The sequence below is a fragment of the Streptomyces pseudovenezuelae genome, from assembly GCF_001513955.1.
GTDB lineage: Bacteria > Actinomycetota > Actinomycetes > Streptomycetales > Streptomycetaceae > Streptomyces > Streptomyces pseudovenezuelae.
Window position 1 is genome coordinate 274,642 of sequence record NZ_KQ948152.1, and the last position, 17,782, is coordinate 292,423.

The 17,782-nt window shown below is 71.2% G+C and carries 17 protein-coding genes; 10 read left to right on the forward strand and 7 right to left on the reverse strand.

Annotation, left to right across the window (positions count from 1 at the left end):
* Positions 1 to 103: 103 nt before the first annotated feature.
* From pheS to AQI94_RS35585, 5 genes are all read left to right on the forward strand, one after another.
* Positions 104 to 1,225: a phenylalanine--tRNA ligase subunit alpha gene (gene pheS / locus AQI94_RS35565; protein ID WP_031060616.1), complete on the forward strand. Its 1,122-nt coding sequence runs from the start codon at positions 104 to 106 to the stop codon at positions 1,223 to 1,225.
* Positions 1,225 to 3,723, forward strand: a complete 2,499-nt coding sequence (gene pheT / locus AQI94_RS35570) for a phenylalanine--tRNA ligase subunit beta (RefSeq protein WP_031060618.1) — start codon at positions 1,225 to 1,227, stop codon at positions 3,721 to 3,723. The genes pheS and pheT overlap by 1 nt, the downstream gene beginning before the upstream one ends.
* 239 nt (positions 3,724 to 3,962) lie before the next feature.
* Positions 3,963 to 5,009, forward strand: a complete 1,047-nt coding sequence (locus AQI94_RS35575) for a PP2C family protein-serine/threonine phosphatase (protein ID WP_062230123.1) — start codon at positions 3,963 to 3,965, stop codon at positions 5,007 to 5,009.
* A gap of 201 nt (positions 5,010 to 5,210) precedes the next feature.
* The gene (locus AQI94_RS35580; RefSeq protein WP_031056221.1) at positions 5,211 to 6,551 is read left to right on the forward strand and encodes a hypothetical protein; all 1,341 of its coding nucleotides are present in this window, start codon (positions 5,211 to 5,213) and stop codon (positions 6,549 to 6,551) included.
* Between the two features lie 75 nt (positions 6,552 to 6,626).
* Entirely contained in the window at positions 6,627 to 7,172 is a 546-nt protein-coding gene (locus AQI94_RS35585) for an NUDIX hydrolase (protein WP_031056220.1), read from the forward strand.
* Between the two features lie 25 nt (positions 7,173 to 7,197).
* Here the strand turns inward: AQI94_RS35585 and AQI94_RS35590 are convergent, their stop codons facing one another.
* Entirely contained in the window at positions 7,198 to 7,455 is a 258-nt protein-coding gene (locus AQI94_RS35590) for a hypothetical protein (RefSeq protein ID WP_031056219.1), read from the reverse strand.
* Positions 7,456 to 7,665: 210 nt separating this feature from the next.
* On the reverse strand, positions 7,666 to 8,541 hold the full coding sequence (locus AQI94_RS35595; protein WP_031056216.1) for a 3-hydroxybutyryl-CoA dehydrogenase: 876 nt from the start codon (positions 8,539 to 8,541) through the stop codon (positions 7,666 to 7,668).
* Positions 8,542 to 8,722: 181 nt separating this feature from the next.
* On the opposite strand from AQI94_RS35595, the gene AQI94_RS35600 reads away from it, so the two are divergent.
* Positions 8,723 to 9,985: a glycoside hydrolase family 10 protein gene (locus tag AQI94_RS35600; RefSeq protein WP_031056215.1), complete on the forward strand. Its 1,263-nt coding sequence runs from the start codon at positions 8,723 to 8,725 to the stop codon at positions 9,983 to 9,985.
* On the opposite strand, the gene AQI94_RS35605 is transcribed toward AQI94_RS35600, so the two are convergent.
* Both AQI94_RS35605 and AQI94_RS35610 read right to left on the reverse strand, forming a co-directional pair.
* On the reverse strand, positions 9,954 to 10,154 hold the full coding sequence (locus AQI94_RS35605; RefSeq protein ID WP_031056212.1) for a DUF1918 domain-containing protein: 201 nt from the start codon (positions 10,152 to 10,154) through the stop codon (positions 9,954 to 9,956). The genes AQI94_RS35600 and AQI94_RS35605 overlap by 32 nt on opposite strands.
* Before the next feature lie 94 nt (positions 10,155 to 10,248).
* Positions 10,249 to 11,160 carry a DMT family transporter gene (locus tag AQI94_RS35610; protein ID WP_031056210.1) on the reverse strand — a complete coding sequence of 304 codons (912 nt, stop codon included), beginning with the start codon at positions 11,158 to 11,160 and terminating at the stop codon, positions 10,249 to 10,251.
* Here AQI94_RS35610 and AQI94_RS35615 point away from each other — a divergent pair.
* The gene (locus AQI94_RS35615) at positions 11,159 to 12,592 is read left to right on the forward strand and encodes an aminotransferase-like domain-containing protein (RefSeq protein WP_031056207.1); all 1,434 of its coding nucleotides are present in this window, start codon (positions 11,159 to 11,161) and stop codon (positions 12,590 to 12,592) included. The two genes, AQI94_RS35610 and AQI94_RS35615, sit on opposite strands and share 2 nt — an antisense overlap.
* Here the strand turns inward: AQI94_RS35615 and AQI94_RS46685 are convergent.
* Positions 12,589 to 13,176 (reverse strand): DUF6461 domain-containing protein, encoded by a 588-nt coding sequence (locus AQI94_RS46685; protein WP_402650685.1) that lies wholly within the window; start codon positions 13,174 to 13,176, stop codon positions 12,589 to 12,591. The two genes, AQI94_RS35615 and AQI94_RS46685, sit on opposite strands and share 4 nt — an antisense overlap.
* On the opposite strand from AQI94_RS46685, the gene AQI94_RS35625 reads away from it, so the two are divergent.
* Together AQI94_RS35625 and AQI94_RS35630 are read left to right on the forward strand one after the other, a co-directional pair.
* Positions 13,166 to 13,606 carry a GNAT family N-acetyltransferase gene (locus AQI94_RS35625; RefSeq protein ID WP_031056203.1) on the forward strand — a complete coding sequence of 147 codons (441 nt, stop codon included), beginning with the start codon at positions 13,166 to 13,168 and terminating at the stop codon, positions 13,604 to 13,606. The genes AQI94_RS46685 and AQI94_RS35625 overlap by 11 nt on opposite strands.
* Before the next feature lie 73 nt (positions 13,607 to 13,679).
* Entirely contained in the window at positions 13,680 to 14,273 is a 594-nt protein-coding gene (locus AQI94_RS35630; protein WP_031056200.1) for a histidine phosphatase family protein, read from the forward strand.
* Here the strand turns inward: AQI94_RS35630 and AQI94_RS35635 are convergent.
* Positions 14,255 to 14,698 (reverse strand): DUF6314 family protein, encoded by a 444-nt coding sequence (locus tag AQI94_RS35635; RefSeq protein ID WP_031056197.1) that lies wholly within the window; start codon positions 14,696 to 14,698, stop codon positions 14,255 to 14,257. The genes AQI94_RS35630 and AQI94_RS35635 overlap by 19 nt on opposite strands.
* Before the next feature lie 138 nt (positions 14,699 to 14,836).
* Between AQI94_RS35635 and AQI94_RS35640 the strand changes: the two genes are divergently transcribed.
* On the forward strand, positions 14,837 to 17,314 hold the full coding sequence (locus tag AQI94_RS35640) for an alpha-L-arabinofuranosidase C-terminal domain-containing protein (protein ID WP_031056194.1): 2,478 nt from the start codon (positions 14,837 to 14,839) through the stop codon (positions 17,312 to 17,314).
* On the opposite strand, the gene AQI94_RS35645 is transcribed toward AQI94_RS35640, so the two are convergent.
* Positions 17,301 to 17,738 (reverse strand): carboxymuconolactone decarboxylase family protein, encoded by a 438-nt coding sequence (locus AQI94_RS35645; RefSeq protein WP_031056191.1) that lies wholly within the window; start codon positions 17,736 to 17,738, stop codon positions 17,301 to 17,303. The genes AQI94_RS35640 and AQI94_RS35645 overlap by 14 nt on opposite strands.
* Positions 17,739 to 17,782 lie beyond the last annotated feature (44 nt).

Genomic DNA, 17,782 nt, shown 5'->3' on the forward strand with positions numbered 1-17,782 from the left:
AGACTCGGCCTTTGGCACCCATGTGTCCCATGGACGGCCCTCTGACCTCTGAGTGAGTCGGTGACGGGGACCTTCAGCCAGCCAATCGGAAGCACGGGAAGAGATGTCGGCACCGAACAAGTCGTACGACCCTGTAGAGGTCGAGGCCCTGAAACCGGAAGAGATCGAGCGCATGCGGGAAGAGGCGCTCGCCGCCTTCGCCGCAGCGGACTCCCTCGAAGCGCTCCAGGAGGCCAAGGTCGCCCACACCGGGGGCGCCTCCCCGCTGGCCCTCGCCAACCGCGAGATCGGCGCCCTGCCCCCGCACGCCAAGGCCGCCGCCGGCAAGCTCGTCGGCCAGGCCCGGGGCGCGGTGAACAAGGCCCTCGCCGGCCGGCAGGCCGAACTGGAGGCCGAGCGCGACCAGCGCGTGCTGGTCGAGGAGGCGGTGGACGTCACCCTGCCGTACGACCGCGTACCGGCCGGCGCCCGCCACCCGCTCACCACGCTCTCCGAGCGCATCGAGGACGTCTTCGTGGCCATGGGCTACGAGGTCGCGGAGGGCCCGCAGGTCGAGGCCGAGTGGTTCAACTTCGACGCGCTCAACATCGGCCCGGACCACCCGGCCCGCGGTGAGCAGGACACCTTCTTCGTCGAGGGCCCCGAGGGCGGCACCGAGTCCGGAGTCGTGCTGCGCACCCACACCTCGCCCGTGCAGATCCGCTCGCTGCTCAGCCGTGAGCTGCCGGTCTACGTGATCTGCCCCGGTGTCGTCTACCGCACCGACGAGCTGGACGCCACGCACACCCCGGTCTTCCGCCAGGTCGAGCTGCTGGCCGTCGACGAGGGCCTGACCATGGCCGACCTCAAGGGCACCATGGACCACATGGTCCAGGCCCTGTTCGGCGAGGGCATGAAGACCCGGCTGCGCCCGAACTTCTTCCCCTTCACCGAGCCGTCCGCCGAGATGGACATGGTGTGCTACGTCTGCCGCGGCGAGTCCGTCGGCAACCCCGACCGCCCCTGCCGCACCTGCTCCTCCGAGGGCTGGATCGAGCTGGGCGGCTGCGGGATGGTCAACCCCAAGGTGCTGACCGCCTGTGGCGTGGACCCGCAGAAGTACAGCGGCTTCGCCTTCGGGTTCGGCATCGAGCGGATGCTGATGTTCCGCCACAACGTCGAGGACATGCGAGACATGGTCGAGGGTGACGTCCGGTTCACCCGGCCGTTCGGGATGGAGATCTGATGCGGGTCCCGCTTTCTTGGCTGCGGGAGTACGTCGACCTGCCGGCGACCGAAACCGGCCGTGACGTCCAGGCCAAGCTCGTTTCCGCGGGCCTTGAGGTCGAGACCGTCGAGCACCTCGGCGCCGACCTCAAGGGCCCCCTGGTCGTCGGCCAGGTGCTGACCATCGAGGAGCTGGAGGGCTTCAAGAAGCCGATCCGCTTCTGCACGGTGGACGTCGGCCAGGCCAACGGCACCGGCGAGCCCCAGGAGATCGTCTGCGGCGCCCGGAACTTCGCCGTCGGCGACAAGGTCGTGGTCGTGCTCCCGGGTGCCACGCTGCCCGGCGGGTTCTCCATCTCCGCGCGCAAGACCTACGGCAAGACCTCCCACGGCATGATCTGCTCCGGCGACGAGCTGGGGATGGGCGACGACGGCAGCCACGGCATCATCGTGCTGCCGCCGGAGACCGAGGTCGGCAAGGACGCCATCGAGCTCCTGGAGCTGGTCGACGAGGTCCTTGACATCGCCGTCACCGCCAACCGCGGCGACTGTCTGTCCATCCGGGGCGTGGCCCGCGAGGCCGCGATCGCCTACGGCCTTCCGCTGAGCGACCCCGCGCTGCTCGACGTGCCCGGCCCGAACGCCTACGGCTACCCGGTCCAGGTCTCCGACCCGCTCGGCTGCGACCGCTTCACCGCGCGCACCGTCACCGGTCTGAGCCCGGAGGCCCGCTCCCCGCTCTGGCTCCAGCGCCGGCTCCAGAAGGTCGGCATGCGCCCGATCTCGCTCGCCGTCGACGTCACCAACTACGTGATGATGGAGCTCGGCCAGCCGCTGCACGCCTACGACCGCTCCTTGGTCCAGGGCATCATCGGGGTGCGCCGGGCCGAGGAGGGCGAGCGGATCAGGACCCTCGACGGCGTCGAGCGGAAGCTGCACGCCGAGGATCTGGTCATCACGGACGAGCGCGGCCCGATCGGCCTCGCCGGTGTGATGGGCGGCGCCGACACCGAGATCGCCGACCACGCCGAGGCCGAAGGCACGACGGACGTCGTCATCGAGGCGGCCCACTTCGACGCGGTCTCCATCGCGCGTACGGCCCGCCGCCACAAGCTGTCCTCCGAGGCGTCCCGGCGCTTCGAGCGCGGTGTCGACCCGCAGGCCGCCGCCGCTGCCGCGCAGCGCACGGTCGACCTGCTGGTGCTGCTCGCGGGCGGCACCGCCGAGGCCGGGGTCACCGAGGTCGTCGCCCCGTCGGCCCCGCACACCATCAGCGTCCCGGCGGACCACCCGGACAAGGTCGCGGGTGTCACCTACGGCCGCGAGACCGTCGTACGGCGTCTCCAGGAGGTCGGCTGCGACGTGTACGGGCAGGACGAGCTGATCGTCACCGTGCCGTCCTGGCGTCCCGACCTCCAGGAGATCAACGACCTGGCCGAAGAGGTCATCCGTCTTGAGGGCTACGAGAACCTGCCCTCCACGCTGCCCAGGCCGCCGGCCGGGCGTGGCCTGACCCACCGGCAGCGGCTGCACCGCCGGGCCGGCCGGGTGCTGGCCGGTGCCGGGTACGTCGAGGCGCCGAACTACCCCTTCGTGAGCGAGCAGGTCTTCGACCAGCTCGGCCTGGAGGCCGATGACCCGGCCCGCCGGGTCGTCCGGCTGACCAACCCGCTCAACGACGAGGAGCCCGCGCTGCGGACCTCGCTGCTGCCGGGGCTGCTCGGCGCGCTGCGGCGCAACGACGGACGCGGGTCGCACGACCTGGCGCTGTTCGAGACCGGGCTGGTCTTCCTGCCGCGCTCGGAGCAGCGGGTCGCCGCGGTGCTGCCGGTCGACCGGCGTCCCACGGACGAGGAGATCGCCGAGCTGGACGCCGCGCTGCCGGAGCAGCCGCGGCACGTGGCCGCGGTGCTCGCCGGAGCCCGCGAACAGGCCGGCTGGTGGGGCAAGGGCCGTCCCGCCGACTGGGCCGACGCGGTCGAGGCCGGTCGCCTGGTCGCGCGTGAGGCCGGGGTCGAACTGGTCGTCCGCGGGGGACAGTACGGGCCGTGGCACCCGGGCCGGTGCGCCGAGTTCGTCGTCGGCGACACCGTGGTCGGGCACGCCGGTGAGCTGCACCCGCGGGTCGTGAAGGCGTTCGGGCTGCCCCCGCGCACCTGTGCGATGGAGCTGGACCTGGACGCCCTGGAGGCGGCCGGCGACGACACCCCGCAGGCGCCGGGCATCTCCACGTTCCCGGTGGCCACGCAGGATGTCGCCCTGGTCGTCGACAAGTTCGTGCCGCACGCCGAGGTCGAGGCCGCGCTGCGTGAGGGTGCGGGCGAACTCCTGGAGGCGATCCGGCTGTTCGACGTGTACGAGAACGAGGAGCAGCTGGGTGACGGGCGGAAGTCGCTGGCGTACGCGCTGCGCTTCCGCGCGGGTGACCGGACGCTGACCGTGGACGAGGCGTCCGCGGCTCGGGACGCGGCGGTTGCTCTGGCGGGGGAGCGGACCGGAGCGGTGCTGCGCGGTTGAGCGCCGTGGGGGTTTCTGCCGGTGGCCGGCCGCGGCGCCGTCGTGGCTGGTCGCGCAGTTCCCCGCGCCCCTGGGGATGTGGGGCTGCGCCCACACACCCCCATATCTGGTCACCTCACTCGATTGAGTGAGTTCTCCCGGTGATCTGGTCCTTTTGGTCCACACGCTCGACAGAATCGGACCGGCCTTTCGAGGCCGGTCCGATTGCGTGTGCAGGGCCTATTTGGGGGGCCATCGGCATGATGTGCATCAAGGCTGCGGTTCCCCGGGCGGGGTCGCTGCGCCGTGTGCTCTCGATGGGACTCCCCACCATGTGGGGTGCCGTCGCGGTCACGTACAAGCTGACCTGCCCGCTCGCGCAGCAGAACGGCCTGGGCGCGCGGGTCGCCACCAGCGCCGTGTTCTTCGCCGTGGGCACCGGGCTGATCGTCCATGTCCGGCGCGCCCTGCTCCGCGAACTGCGACAGGCCCGGCAGATCGCGGGTGCCGCCCAGAGCGCGCTGCTGCGGCCGCTGCCCCCGCGCATCGACGGCCTCACCGTCGCCGCCGCCCAGCTGTCCGCCGACCGGGGCGCCACCATCGGGGGCGACCTGTACGAGGTCGTCGCCACGGAACACGGCGTACGGGTCATCATGGGCGACGTCCGCGGCCACGGCCTCGCCGCCATCGGTACGGCGGCCGCGGTCCTCGGCAGCTTCCGCGAGGCCGTCCACGACGAACCCGACCTCGGCGGAGTGCTCCGCAGACTGGACCGGGCACTCGCCCGCCACCTCCGCGACCGCGCCGAGCGGGACGGCACCGCCGCGGAGGACTTCGTGACCGTGCTGATGCTGGAGATCGGGCGGGACGGCGAGCTCAGGGCCCTGAACTGCGGTCACCCGTGGCCGTACTTGCTCAGCGGCTCGGTCGTCGAGCCCCTTTCCTGCGCAGACCCGATGCCGCCCCTGGGACCCTTTCCCCTGCCCGCCGACTTATCGGGCCTCCAGTGCGGCCACCTGCTGCCGGGCGAGACCCTGATCCTGCACACGGACGGCGCGGAGGACGCCAGGGACACCGGCGGCCGGTTCTTTTCACTGCGTGAAGCGCTCGGTGGCTCTGTGGGGAGGCCCCCTCAAGCCGTACTCGGCAGGGTCTTCACGGCGCTGCTGGACCACACGGCCGGCAAACCGAAGGACGACGTGGCCTTACTCGTCCTGAGAAACGAGGGTCAACCGCATCCCACCCAAGGGGCGCGGGGAACTGCGCGACCAGCCACCACGCACCCGCAGCCGACCAGGCACCGCTGACCGGCCAAGCCCACGGCCAGGCCACCGCACTGTACGAGGGGGAGCCGGCGGCCCGGCCGGCCTCTTGCGAGGCAGTTCAGTCAACCGGCCGGAAACTCTCCGCGACAGTGCGCACACCCTACGGATTCGGGCACTCCGTTCACACCCCGTGTGAAGACGGACCCACTAATCTGACGGCACCGAGCCACCCGGGGGGCACAGATGCAGCCCAACACTCTGCTCGACGCGATCCTCGACGAAGCCGGGATCTCGCACGCCGGGCTCGCCGCACATGTGAATCAGGCCGGGAGGGCACGCGGCCTCGCGCTCAGGTACGAACACACCGCCGTGGCACGGTGGTTGAAGGGCCAGCGCCCACGCGGCCAGGTGCCCGACCTGATCTGCGAGGTGCTCGCACGCCGGCTCCAGCGCCCCGTCACCCTCGACGACATCGGCCTCGGGGTGCCCGGCGAGCCGTCCGCCCCGCACGGCACCTCCCTGTCCGGCTTCGTGGAGCGGGCCACCGCCCTGTGGCGCTCCGACGAACAGCAGCGCCCGCACATCCTGGGTGCCCCCGCGGTCACCGGCACACCCGCGGTCATGCCCGTCTGGGAGTGGGAGAACCCACCCGAGGACGTCGACGTCTCCCGCGGCGGCCGGCACCGCGTCACGCCCGCCGACATCGAGATGCTCCGCGCGGCCCGCACCCACTACGAGCAGATGTACCGCAAGGCCGGCGGCATAGCGACCCGCACCCGGATCGTCGGCTTCCTCAACGCCGAGGCCGCCCCGCTGCTGCGCGGCAGCTACACCGACGAGACGGGCCGTCAACTGCACCGCGCCACCGGCGGTCTGGTCGCGGTGGCCGGGATCTGCGCCTACGACTCCGACGCGCACGGGCTCGCCCAGCGCTACTTCCACCAGGCCCTCAGGCTCGCCAAGGCCAGCGGCGACCGGGGACTTGGCGCATACGTCATCGCGCTGCTGGTCAACCAGTCCCTGTTCATGCGGGAGTACCGCCAGGCCGTCGCCTTCGCCGAGGCCGCGCTGCGGGCCGCGGGCAAGCACATCACCCCGGCGCTCGCCTGCGACCTCTACGCGATGCAGGCCAAGGCGTACGCGCACCTCGGCGACGGCACGACCGCGCTGTCCTGCATCCGGCGGGCCGAGCAGGCCGCCGAACGCATCCGGCGCGGATACGAGCCGGACGAGACCGGCTATGTCCAGCCGGGCCTGGTCAACGTCCAGGTGGCGGAGGCACTTCTCAGCCTCGGCGAACTCGCGGCTGCGGCCGCGCACGCGGCGGCCGCCGTCGACAACCCCGCTCATGACCGGGGCCGGGTGCACCGGCTCGCCATGCTCAGCACGATCGAACTGCGCCAGGGGAACACGGACAAAGCGGTGGCCACCGCCGTGCAGATGGCGGAACAGGCCCGGGGAATGGAGTCCCAGCGCCTGCGCGACAGGCTCAGAGCTGTGCGCGAACACCTGGTCCGGAGTGGCTGCGCGGGCACGTCCGCCGCGGCCGAACTGATCGACGGCGCACTGCGCGTGCCCCTGTAGGCCGGCACACGGACGCCGACACCCCACAGTCCCTGCTGCGATATTGCCACTTACTCGACGGAAGGTGGCAGAACCGTGCAGTGGACGAAACAGAACGAACAAACTGTGTATGAAAACCGCTGGTTCAGCGTCAATCTCGCCGATGTCGAGCTGCCGGACGGCCGGCATCTCGACCACTTCCTGATACGGCTGCGGCCCGTCGCCGTCGCCACGGTGGTGAACGAGGCCAACGAGGTCCTGCTGCTGTGGCGCCACCGCTTCATCACCGACAGCTGGGGCTGGGAACTCGCCGCGGGGGTGGTCGAGGACGGCGAGGACATCGCCGTCGCGGCCGCCAGGGAACTCGAGGAAGAGACCGGCTGGCGACCGGGGCCGCTCCAGCACCTCATGAGCGTGGAGCCCTCCAACGGGCTCACCGACGCCCGGCACCACATCTACTGGGCCGACGAGGGCGAGTACATCGGGCACCCCGTGGACGACTTCGAGTCGGACCGCCGGGAATGGGTCCCCCTGAAGCTCGTTCCCGACATGGTCGCCCGTGGGGAGGTCCCGGCCGCCAACATGGCGGCCGCGTTACTCCTGTTGCATCATCTGAAGCTCGGTCAGGACGCCTTGCCCTGATTCCCCACCCTGATGTCCCGAGGCCTCAGCGACCGAGTGCCTGCCAGATCGCCACGACGAGCGCGCCCACGGCGGTGATCGCCGCGACCGCGGGGAGCGGCCAGCGGGCGTGCTCCAGGGCGATGATCCGTGCGCTCAGATCGTCGATCTCCTTGTCCGTCTCCTCCGTACGGTGGCTGAGCAGAGCCAGGCCTCCCTCGACGCGTGCGTACGCGACATCGAGGCGGCGCCGTAACTCTGCGAGTTCTCCATGGACCACGGGATGCTCCGGTTCGGCGGTCACTGGTCCGCTCCTTTCCGTAGTCGTCACACCCCTTGCATGTGCACGAAGAGTCAACTCGCCTGGTGGACACGTGGGGAGAGTGTGCGATGGGCATATGCGAGCCCGGCGCGCACACGGTGTGTGAATACGGCGGGCCCGGCACTCGCAGGAGTACCGGGCCCGTGTTCGTCGCACTGTGTCATCAACACCCTGGAACGGACAGGGTGCAGGTCAGCCGTAGGTGTAGAAGCCCGACCCGGACTTGCGGCCCAGCCGGCCCGCGTCGACCATGCGCTGGAGCAGCGGGGGAGCGGCGTACAGCGGCTCCTTGTACTCCTCGTACATCGAGAAGGCGACCGAGGCGACCGTGTCCAGGCCGATCAGGTCCGAGAGCTTCAGCGGGCCCATCGGGTGGGCGCAGCCCAGCTCCATGCCGTTGTCGATGTCCTCGCGGCTCGCGATGCCCGACTCGAACATCCGGATCGCGGACAGGAGATACGGGATCAGCAGCGCGTTGACCACGAAGCCGGAGCGGTCCTGGGCGCGGATCGCGTGCTTGCCGAGCAGCTTCTCGGCGAACTGCTGGGCGCGGGCCAGGGTGCCCTCGGACGTGGTGAGCGCCGGGATCAGCTCGACGAGCTTCTGCACCGGGGCCGGGTTGAAGAAGTGGATGCCGACGACCTGGTCGGGCCGCGAGGTGGCGACCGCCAGCCGCACCAGCGGGATGGAGGAGGTGTTGGACGCCAGGATCGCGTCCGGGCGGGTCACCACCTGGTCGAGCACCTGGAAGATCTCGGTCTTCACCTGCTCGTTCTCCACGACGGCCTCGATGACCAGATCGCGGTCCGCGAACTCGCCGAGGTCGGTGGTGAAGGAGAGCCGGGCCTGGGTGGCCGCCAGCTCGTCCGCGCTGATCTTGCCGCGTTCGGCGGCCTTGGTCAGGGAGTTGAACAGCCGGGTACGGCCGATCTCCAGGGCCTCGCCGGTGGTCTCGGCGACCTTCACGTCCAGACCGGCGCGGGCGCACACCTCGGCGATGCCCGCCCCCATCTGGCCGCAGCCCACGACTCCGACACGTGCGATGTCTCCGGCCGGGAAGTCCGTCACTTCGTCCCTTTCGCTGGTCTTCACCTGGTGGCAGGCCGGCGGTGGCCGGATCCTGCTCCGTTCGAGCACGTTACTCCCAAGTATCGATGATCGATCGTCTGGGTCCGGCATCGTTCGGGCATTCTGGGGCGCGGAGACGATCCGTGACCGAGCGGATCCGTGGTGTAGGGGGAGTGTGCACATGGGACGTCTGTCGCGCCGGGCCTTCGCGCTGGCCGCGCTGTCCACCCTGACGACGGCCTCGGGAGCGGCCGCCGCGCCGGGCCGTCCGAGGAAGCGGGCGGCCGGCGAGATGCGGGGCGTGTGGCTGGCCACCGTGTCCAACCGGGACTGGCCGTCGAAGCCGGGGCTGACCGCCGCACAGCAGCGCACGGAACTGATCGCCCACCTCGACCGGGCGGTGGCGGACCGTCTGAACGCGGTGATGTTCCAGGTACGGCCCACCGCCGACGCCCTGTGGCCCTCGCCCTACGAGCCCTGGTCGCAGTACCTCACCGGGACCCAGGGCAGGAACCCGGGCTGGGACCCGCTCGGCACCGCCGTCGCCGAGGCGCACCGGCGGGGCCTGCAGCTGCACGCCTGGTTCAACCCGTACCGGGTCGCCAACCACACGGACCCGACGAAGCTGGTCGCCTCCCACCCCGCGCGCAGGCACCCGGACTGGGTGGTGCCGTACGGCGGGAAGCTCTACTACAACCCCGGACTGCCCGAGGTCCGCGCCTTCGTCCAGGACGCGATCCTCGACGCGGTGCGCAAGTACCCGGTGGACGCGGTCCACTTCGACGACTACTTCTACCCGTACCCGGTGGCCGGCCAGACCTTCGACGACGACGCGGCCTACGACGCGTACGGCGGCGACTTCTCCAACCGGGCCGACTGGCGGCGGCACAACATCGACAAGCTGGTCCTGGAGACCGCGGCCCGCGTCAAGCGCGTCCGGCCCACCGCACAGTTCGGCATCAGCCCCTTCGGGGTGTGGCGCAACGCGGCCACCGACCCGCTCGGCTCGGACACGCGCGCGGGTGTGCAGTCGTACGACGACACCTTCGCGGACACCCGCAAGTGGGTGCGCGAGGGCTGGATCGACTACCTCGTGCCGCAGCTCTACTGGAACATCGGCTTCGCCGCCGCCGACTACGCCGAACTCGTGCCCTGGTGGGCACGACAGGCACGCGGGAGCAAAACCAGGCTGTACCTCGGCGAGGCGCTCTACAAGGCGGGGGACCCCGCGCAGCCCGCGGCCTGGCAGGACCCCGCGGAGCTGTCCCGGCATCTCACGCTCGCGCACGCCCACGCACAGGTGCGCGGGCATGTGTTCTTCGCCGCGAAGGAAGTCGCCGCCGACCGCATCGGGGCGATGGCGCGGGTGGTCGCCGACCACTACCGGGAGCCGGCGGCACCCCCGCGCCGCATCACCGGCCCAGCTGCTGGAACCGGTGCCTGATCTCGGTGTCGGGGCCGGGTGAGCACACGCCCTCGTGCCCGTCCTCGAAGCGGACGCGGTACGGGGGGTTGCCCTCCTGACCCATCACTTCGACGATCTCGCCGACCTTGTCCTGCTGTCCGACCACCCTGCCGTGCTGGACAAGCTGGTCGCCCACGGTTGCACGCATCGTCTGGGGCCTCCTCACCACATGCGGGAGCAGCGGTCCGTGGCCCCGATTTTACGGCGCGGGGGCTGGGTTGCGACCGGCGCGTGCACGCCTCTCAGCCCCGCGCCCGCTGGGTGACCGCGATGCACACCAGCACCGCCGCGGCCGTCAGCGGGGCGGCCACCGTCAGGTGCTCGCCGAGCAGCAGCACCGACCACACCAGTGTGAGCAGGGGCTGGGCCAACTGCAACTGGCTGGCCTTGGGGATCCCGATCGCCGCCATGCCCCGGTACCAGACGACCAGGCCGACGAACTGCGAACCCGCCGCCACCCACAGCAGCCCGGCGACGCTGTGCGCGGTCAGGTGCACGGGCTCGTACGACAGCGCGAGCACCGCCGCCGGCACACCGAACGGCAGGCACAGCACCAGCGCCCAGGCGATGACCTGCCAGCCGGGCATCACCCCGGCCAGCCGGCCGCCCTCGGTGTAGCCGGCCGCGCACACCAGCAGCGCGGCGAACAGATACAGGTCGGCGGCGGTCAGGGCGCCGCCGCTCTGCTGCACGGTGAAGGCGACCACCGCGGCGGCCCCCGCGAGCGCCGCCGTCCAGAAGGTGCGCGAGGGGCGGGTGCCCATGCGCAGGGCGGAGAGCAGCGCGGTCGTCAGGGGGAGCAGACCCACCACGACGGCGGCGTGCGCGGTGGTCGACGTCCGGAGGGCCAGCGTGGTCAGCAGCGGGAACCCGACGACAACCCCGGCGGCGACGACCGCGAGCCCGGGCCAGTGGGGGCGGCTCGGCAGTGGCACTCGCAGCGCCAGCAGACAGCCGCCCGCGACGAGTGCCGCGAGGACGCTGCGCACGGCGACGAGGGACCAGGGCCCGAAGCCCTCAAGACCCCACGCCGTGGCGGGGAAGGTGAGGGAGAACGCGGCGACCCCGAGGGCGGCCTGGACGGTCCCGAAGGTCTTCGCCGGAGCGGGAACCGCTATCCGGGTCGGTGCGGTAGCGCTACTCTCTACTCTCATGCAAGAGCGTAGCAGTGTCCATGAACTGGCGGAACGGCTCCGAACCGAGCTCGACCGCTACTCTCCAGGTGAAAAGCTCCCGTCGAGCCGGGCCCTCGTCGACCGGTTCCGGGTCAGCCCGGTGACCGTCTCCCGCGCCCTCGCCCAGCTCGCCGCCGAGGGACTTGTGGTCACCCGGCCCGGCGCCGGTGCCTTCCGCGCCCGGCCGCGCACCGCCGCCACCGCGACCGGGGACACCTCCTGGCAGGAGGTCGCGCTGAGCGCGGACGGCGCCGCCGACCTGGTACCGCGCTCGGTCGACGCGTCCGGCGTCCTGGTCTCGCTGGCCGCCCCGCCCCCCGGGGTGATCGAGTTCAACGGCGGCTATCTGCACCCCTCCCTCCAGCCCGAGCGGGCGATGTCCGCCGCCCTGGCCCGCGCGGGCCGCCGCCCCGGAGCCTGGGGGCGGCCGCCGACGGAGGGGCTGCCGGAACTGCGCGAGTGGTTCGCGCGGAACATCGGCGGCGCGGTCACGGCCGCCGAGGTCCTGATCACCGCGGGCGGCCAGTCGGCGCTCACCACGGCACTGCGCGCCCTGGCCCCGCCCGGAGCGCCGGTCCTCGTCGAGTCGCCCACCTACCCGGGCATGCTGGCGATCGCGCGCTCCGCGGGTCTGCGCCCGGTCCCGGTCCCGGTGGACCCCGACGGGGTCAGACCCGCCCTGCTCGCCGACGCCTTCCGGGCGACCGGCGCCCGGGTGTTCGTCTGCCAGCCGCTCTTCCAGAACCCGACCGGCGCGGTGCTGGCCCCGGAGCGCCGGGGCGAGGTGCTGCGGATCGCCCGCGAGGCCGGTGCCTTCGTCGTCGAGGACGACTTCGTACGACGGCTCGTGCACGAGGACGCCGGCCCGCTGCCGCGCCCGCTGGCCGCCGACGACCCCAACGGAGTCGTCGTCCATGTGAGCTCGCTGACCAAGGCGACCTCGCCGAGCTTCCGGGTGAGCGCGCTCGCCGCGCGCGGCCCGGTGCTGGAGCGTCTGCGCGCGATCCAGATCGTCGACACCTTCTTCGTGCCCCGCCCGCTCCAGGAGGCGGCCCTGGAACTCGTCGGCTCCCCGGCCTGGCCCCGCCATCTGCGGTCGATCTCCGCGGAGTTGAAGGCCCGCCGCGACGCGATGACCACCGCCCTGCGCCTGGGCCTGCCCGACCTGGCCCTCCCGCACATCCCCTCGGGCGGCTACCACCTCTGGCTGCGCCTTCCCGACGGCACCGCCGAGACCGCCCTGACGTCGGCGGCCCTCCGCGCGGGTGTCGCGATCACCCCCGGCCGCCCCTACTTCAGCGCCGAACCCCCGGCCGGACACCTGCGGTTGAGCTTCGCGGCGGTGGCGGGTCCGCAGGAGATCCAGGAAGGCGTACGACGACTTCGTACGGCCCGCGAGGAGGTGGCCTAGTCGCGCGGCACCGCGAACAGCTCCGGCGTCACGCGTATGCCGGTCAGGCGGTGGGCGAGAGCGAAGGAGGCGCCGGTCAGGGACGCGTAGTAGTCGTCGTGGCCGCCGTCCTCGTCGCGCTCGGTCAGGTCGAGCCCCGACTCCCGCATCTCGGCGAGGAGTTCGTCGGGACGGCTCGCGTAGCGTTCGTCGGCGAAGAGCGGCTGGAAGCCCAGACGCAGATCGCCGTCCTCGTACCAGCGGAAGCCGTCCACCGCGTTGACGTCGAGGAAGTGCGAGACCACCCTCCGGCCGTGTGACAGCGGACGCATGAGCGCGTCGGTGACGCCGAGATACCCGTTGAACTCGACCATGAGCGCCCAGCCACGGGCGCGGCCCCGACGAACCGGCCGAGGCCGGACGCCTCGGCCGACGGCCCCGACAGCGCGTCCACGCCGACGATCCGGCGCCGTCCCTCGGCTCCCAGCGCCCGGAGCAGCTGCATCGCACCCGCCACCGAGAACGCCGTCCGCTTGGGGAAAGCGGGCCGAAAACCGTTCGACGCCGGCCACCGTGACCTGCGAATCTCCCGGCATGACCGACATCCCGCCGCTCGCCGAGGGCTACGAGCTCTCCACCGACCCCGACCGCCTCGACGCCGCCCGGGTGCACCACTGGCTGTCGACCGACGCGTACTGGGCGATCGGGCGGACGCGGGAGAAGCAGGACCGGGCGATCGCCGGGTCGCTCAACTTCGGGGTGTACGTGGTGGAATCGGGGGATCAGGTAGCTTATGCCCGGGTGATCACCGACCTGGCCACCTTCGCCTGGCTCTGCGACGTGTACGTGGACCGGTCGGTTCGGGGCGAGGGGGTCGGCACGGCGCTGGTCGGCGCCGTGCGCGAGCATCTGCGGCCCTACGGCCTCAGGCGCGTTCTGCTCGCCACCCACGACGCCCACGAGGTCTACGGGAGACTCGGGTTCGCGCCGCTGGCGGAACCGGATCACTGGATGGCGCTCGTCTTCGGGCAGTGAGCCCCGGGGCACCCTCGGTAACTCCCCGGTAACACCTCTTGACCTGCGCACTTTCGCGGCTCACGATCGCCGCATGCAACTCCGGGTCACGTTCGTCGCCGCCGCGCGCAGTTCCTCACTGCTCGCCGAGCGGTTCGAGGACGACCGCCCGCTCGACCAGGCCGGATGGGACCAGGTGCTGGGCGTGGCGCACGAGCTGCTGCCGCTCGCGGCGGCCGAACTGCGGTACTGCTCGCCCACGCCCCGCAGTCGCGCCACCGGGGACGCCCTCGGGTACTCCCCGCTGGTCCAACTCGGTCTGCGCGACTGTGACATGGGGCGTTGGCGCGGGCTGACCCTCGGTGAGGCGATGGCCCGCGAGCCGGAGGCCGTGGATGCCTGGCTCGCCGACCCGCGCGCGACCCCGCACGGCGGCGAGTCGCTGCTGACCTTCGTCACCCGGGTCGGGGAGTGGCTCGACACCCGGCCCCTGGAGGACGGCGGCCGTATCGTCGCCGTCGCGGAGCCCGCCGTGGTCCGGGCCGCCCTGGTGTACGCCCTGAAGGCGCCGCCGTCGACCTACTGGAACATCGACGTACGCCCCCTGTCCGCCATCACGGTGACCGGGCGGGCCGGCCGCTGGAATTTGCGGTTCGAAGAGGCGCGGGCTCAGCCGACGCGCGCGTAGTCGGTCGTCAGGACCAGGTCCTTCGCCGGGCCGCCCACCCGCCACACCGTGCGCCAGTGGTCCGTGTCCAGGACGGTGAACTCGCCCCGGTAGAGGTCCGCCGCGCAGGGGTGGTCGGCGACATGGTGGCCGGATGTCAGGTCGAGGTCGTGGAAGGGGCGCCCGTCGGAGAAGCGGACGTCCGCCGTGCCCGGCGTCCCGCCCGGCAGGAAACGGAGGGTCCGTTCCGCTGGGCGCGGGACTCCCCGCCAGACGAAGACACCCGACTCCGCGGACAGCAGTCCGCCGCCCTCCAGTCGGCCGAAAACGGTCGTACCGGAGAACCGCCCCTCGTCCCCGCTCGCCAGATCCCGCACGGTCCGCTCGGTCCGCCAGCTCCCGGACAGATACCTCAGCGCATCCGTCACTGGCCAGAAGCCGCCCATCCGGCTCTCCTTCCGACACTTTCGAAACCCGCGCGACCCGTTGACGCTCCGGATCACCCTCCCTATCTTGCCGTTCGAAGTGCTGATCATCGTTTGGTATTTCGAACGTCACCTTCGACAGAGAGCCGCGGAGCATCCATGTCACGCACCCGCTGGAGACTCGGTCTCGGCGCCACCGCCTTCCTGGTGGCCGCCGGTCTGGTCCCCGCCCCCGCCCATGCCGAGGACGTCACCGACTACGCGATCACCGTCGACCCGGCCGCCAAGGGCCCGAGGATCGACGACACGATGTACGGCGTCTTCTTCGAGGACATCAACCGGGCCGCGGACGGCGGTCTGTACGCCGAACTCGTGCAGAACCGGTCCTTCGAGTACTCCACCGCCGACAACTCCTCGTACACCCCCCTCACCTCGTGGACGGTCGACGGCACCGCCCAGGTCGTGAACGACGACGGGCGTCTTGCCGAGCGCAACCGCGCCTATCTCTCCCTGGCGGCCGGTTCGTCCGTCACGAACGCCGGCTACAACACCGGAATCCCTGTCGACGCGGGCAAGAAGTACGACTTCTCGGTGTGGGCCCGGGCCGCGGCCGGCAGCACCCTGAGCGTGTCGCTCCAGGATGCCGACGGAACCCTGGCCACCGCCCGCGAGGTGGCCGTGACGAAGAGCGGCTGGGCCCGGTACCAGGTCACCTTCACCGCCACCCGGACCAGCAGCGCCGGCCGCCTCACGGTGGCCTCCTCCGCCGCGGCCGCCCTCGACATGGTGTCCCTCTTCCCGCGCGACACCTACCGCGGTGAACCCAACGGCCTGCGCAAGGACCTGGCCGAGAAGGTCGCCGCCCTGCACCCGGGGTTCGTGCGTTTCCCGGGCGGCTGCCTGGTCAACACGGGCTCGATGGACGACTACAGCGAGGCCTCCGGCTGGCAGCGCAAGCGGTCCTACCAGTGGAAGGACACCATCGGCCCGGTCGAGCAGCGCGCGACGAACGCCAACTTCTGGGGCTACAACCAGAGTTACGGCCTCGGCTACTACGAGTACTTCCGCCTCTCCGAGGACATCGGCGCCATGCCGCTGCCCGTGGTGCCCGCCCTGGTGACCGGCTGCGGCCAGAACAAGGCCGTCGTCGACGAGGCCCTGCTCAAGCGGCACATCCAGGACACCCTCGACCTCATCGAGTTCGCCAACGGCCCGGCGAGCTACACGTGGGGCAAGGTGCGGGCGAGGATGGGCCACCCCAAGCCCTTCCACCTCACCCACATCGAGGTCGGCAACGAGGAGAACCTGCCGACCGAGTTCTTCGCCCGGTTCAAGCAGTTCCGCGCCGCCGTCCAGGCGAAGTACCCGGACATCCAGGTCATCTCCAACTCCGGCCCCGACGACTCCGGTACGACCTTCGACACGGCCTGGCAGCTCAACAAGGACGCCAAGGTCGACATGGTCGACGAGCACTATTACAACAGCCCGCAGTGGTTCCTCCAGAACAACGACCGCTACGACTCCTACGACAGGAACGGCCCGAAGGTCTTCCTCGGCGAGTACGCCTCCCAGGGCAACACCTTCAAGAACGGCCTCACCGAGGCGGCGTTCATGACCGGCCTGGAGCGCAACGCCGACGTCGTCAAACTCGCCTCCTACGCACCGCTGTTCGCCAACGATGACTACGTCCAGTGGCGCCCGGACCTGATCTGGTTCAACAACCACGCGTCCTGGAACTCCGCCAACTACGAGGTCCAGAAGCTGTTCATGAACAACGTCGGCGACCGCGTGGTGCCCTCGACGGCCACCGGCACGCCCTCGCTGCTCGCCCCGATCACCGGCGCGGTGGGCCTCTCGACGTGGGCGACGACGGCGGCGTACGACGACGTGAAGGTCACGGCTGCCGACGGCCGTGCGCTGCTCACCGACGACTTCTCCTCCGGCGCCTCGCAGTGGACCCACACCGGTGGCGGCAGCTGGAGCGTCCAGGACGGGCAGTACGTGCAGAGCGACGTGAACGCCGAGAACACCATGGTCTCGGCCGGTGACCCGTCCTGGCACGACTACGACCTGAAGGTGAAGGCCACCAAGAAGGCCGGCAAGGAGGGCTTCCTCGTCGCCTTCGGCGTCAAGGACACCGGGAACTACTACTGGTGGAACATCGGCGGCTGGAACAACACCCAGAGCGCCGTCGAACAGGCCGTGGACGGCGGCAAGTCGACGCTGATCTCCAAGGCGGGGTCGGTCGAGACCGGCCGGGCCTACGACATCGACGTCAAGGTGCGCGGCCGCCAGGTGACCCTCTACCTCGACGGGCAGGAGTGGGGCAGCTTCACCGACGACAAGCCCGCCGAGCCGTTCCGCCAGGTCGTCACCAGGGACCTGAAGACCGGTGAGCTGATCGTCAAGGTCGTCAACGCCCAGGACTCGGCGGCCCGTACGGCCGTCGACCTGGGCGGCGCCAAGGTCGCGTCCAGGGCCCGGGTGACCACCCTGGCGGCCGCCCCGGACGCCGTGAACAGCGAGACCTCGACCGCGGTCGCCCCGGTGAGGTCCACCTTCGACGGGGTCGCCGGGAAGTTCTCGTACACCTTCCCGGCGAACTCGGTCACCTTCCTGAGGATCAGGCAGAGGTAGCCGACGGGTCGGCGGGCTGCTGTCCGACGGGCAGCAGCCCCCGCTCGCCGAACACCTTCTTGGCCACGGCCGTGGCGTTCAGGGCCCTCGGGAACCCGCAGTAGCCGGCCGACTGCAACAGCGCCTCGACGATCTGCTCGGGGGTCAGGCCCACGTTCAGGGCCGTGTTGATGTGCACCTCCAGCTGGGTCTCGCAGCCGCCGAGCGCGGTGAGCATGCCCAGCGTGACCAACTGGCGGTCCCGGGGCGCGAGTTGAGGTCGCGAGTAGATCTCGCCGAACCCCCAGGCGATGACCTGGTGGCCCATCTCCGGGCTGATGTCGGCCAGTGAGTCGACGACCAGCTGTCCCACCTCGGGATTGACGCTCCCCAGCATCTCCAGGCCGCGCGCGAAACGCTCCTCGCGGGTGGTGCTCTCACTCATGTCAGCTCCCTCTGCCCGTACGGTCCCCTCGGCCACCGTCGCCT

What these genes read in the sequence shown, in the direction of transcription:
- AQI94_RS35635 (WP_031056197.1), bottom strand. Translation starts at nt 14,698, where the DNA reads ATGGGCGGCTTCTGGCCAGTGACGGATGCGCTGAGGTATCTGTCCGGG.
- AQI94_RS35605 (WP_031056212.1), bottom strand. Translation starts at nt 10,154, where the DNA reads ATGCGTGCAACCGTGGGCGACCAGCTTGTCCAGCACGGCAGGGTGGTC.
- AQI94_RS35600 (WP_031056215.1), top strand. Translation starts at nt 8,723, where the DNA reads ATGGGACGTCTGTCGCGCCGGGCCTTCGCGCTGGCCGCGCTGTCCACC.
- AQI94_RS35610 (WP_031056210.1), bottom strand. Translation starts at nt 11,160, where the DNA reads ATGAGAGTAGAGAGTAGCGCTACCGCACCGACCCGGATAGCGGTTCCC.
- AQI94_RS46685 (WP_402650685.1), bottom strand. Translation starts at nt 13,176, where the DNA reads ATGTCGGTCATGCCGGGAGATTCGCAGGTCACGGTGGCCGGCGTCGAA.
- AQI94_RS35615 (WP_031056207.1), top strand. Translation starts at nt 11,159, where the DNA reads ATGCAAGAGCGTAGCAGTGTCCATGAACTGGCGGAACGGCTCCGAACC.
- pheT (WP_031060618.1), top strand. Translation starts at nt 1,225, where the DNA reads ATGCGGGTCCCGCTTTCTTGGCTGCGGGAGTACGTCGACCTGCCGGCG.
- pheS (WP_031060616.1), top strand. Translation starts at nt 104, where the DNA reads ATGTCGGCACCGAACAAGTCGTACGACCCTGTAGAGGTCGAGGCCCTG.
- AQI94_RS35640 (WP_031056194.1), top strand. Translation starts at nt 14,837, where the DNA reads ATGTCACGCACCCGCTGGAGACTCGGTCTCGGCGCCACCGCCTTCCTG.
- AQI94_RS35625 (WP_031056203.1), top strand. Translation starts at nt 13,166, where the DNA reads ATGACCGACATCCCGCCGCTCGCCGAGGGCTACGAGCTCTCCACCGAC.
- AQI94_RS35645 (WP_031056191.1), bottom strand. Translation starts at nt 17,738, where the DNA reads ATGAGTGAGAGCACCACCCGCGAGGAGCGTTTCGCGCGCGGCCTGGAG.
- AQI94_RS35580 (WP_031056221.1), top strand. Translation starts at nt 5,211, where the DNA reads ATGCAGCCCAACACTCTGCTCGACGCGATCCTCGACGAAGCCGGGATC.
- AQI94_RS35575 (WP_062230123.1), top strand. Translation starts at nt 3,963, where the DNA reads ATGATGTGCATCAAGGCTGCGGTTCCCCGGGCGGGGTCGCTGCGCCGT.
- AQI94_RS35630 (WP_031056200.1), top strand. Translation starts at nt 13,680, where the DNA reads ATGCAACTCCGGGTCACGTTCGTCGCCGCCGCGCGCAGTTCCTCACTG.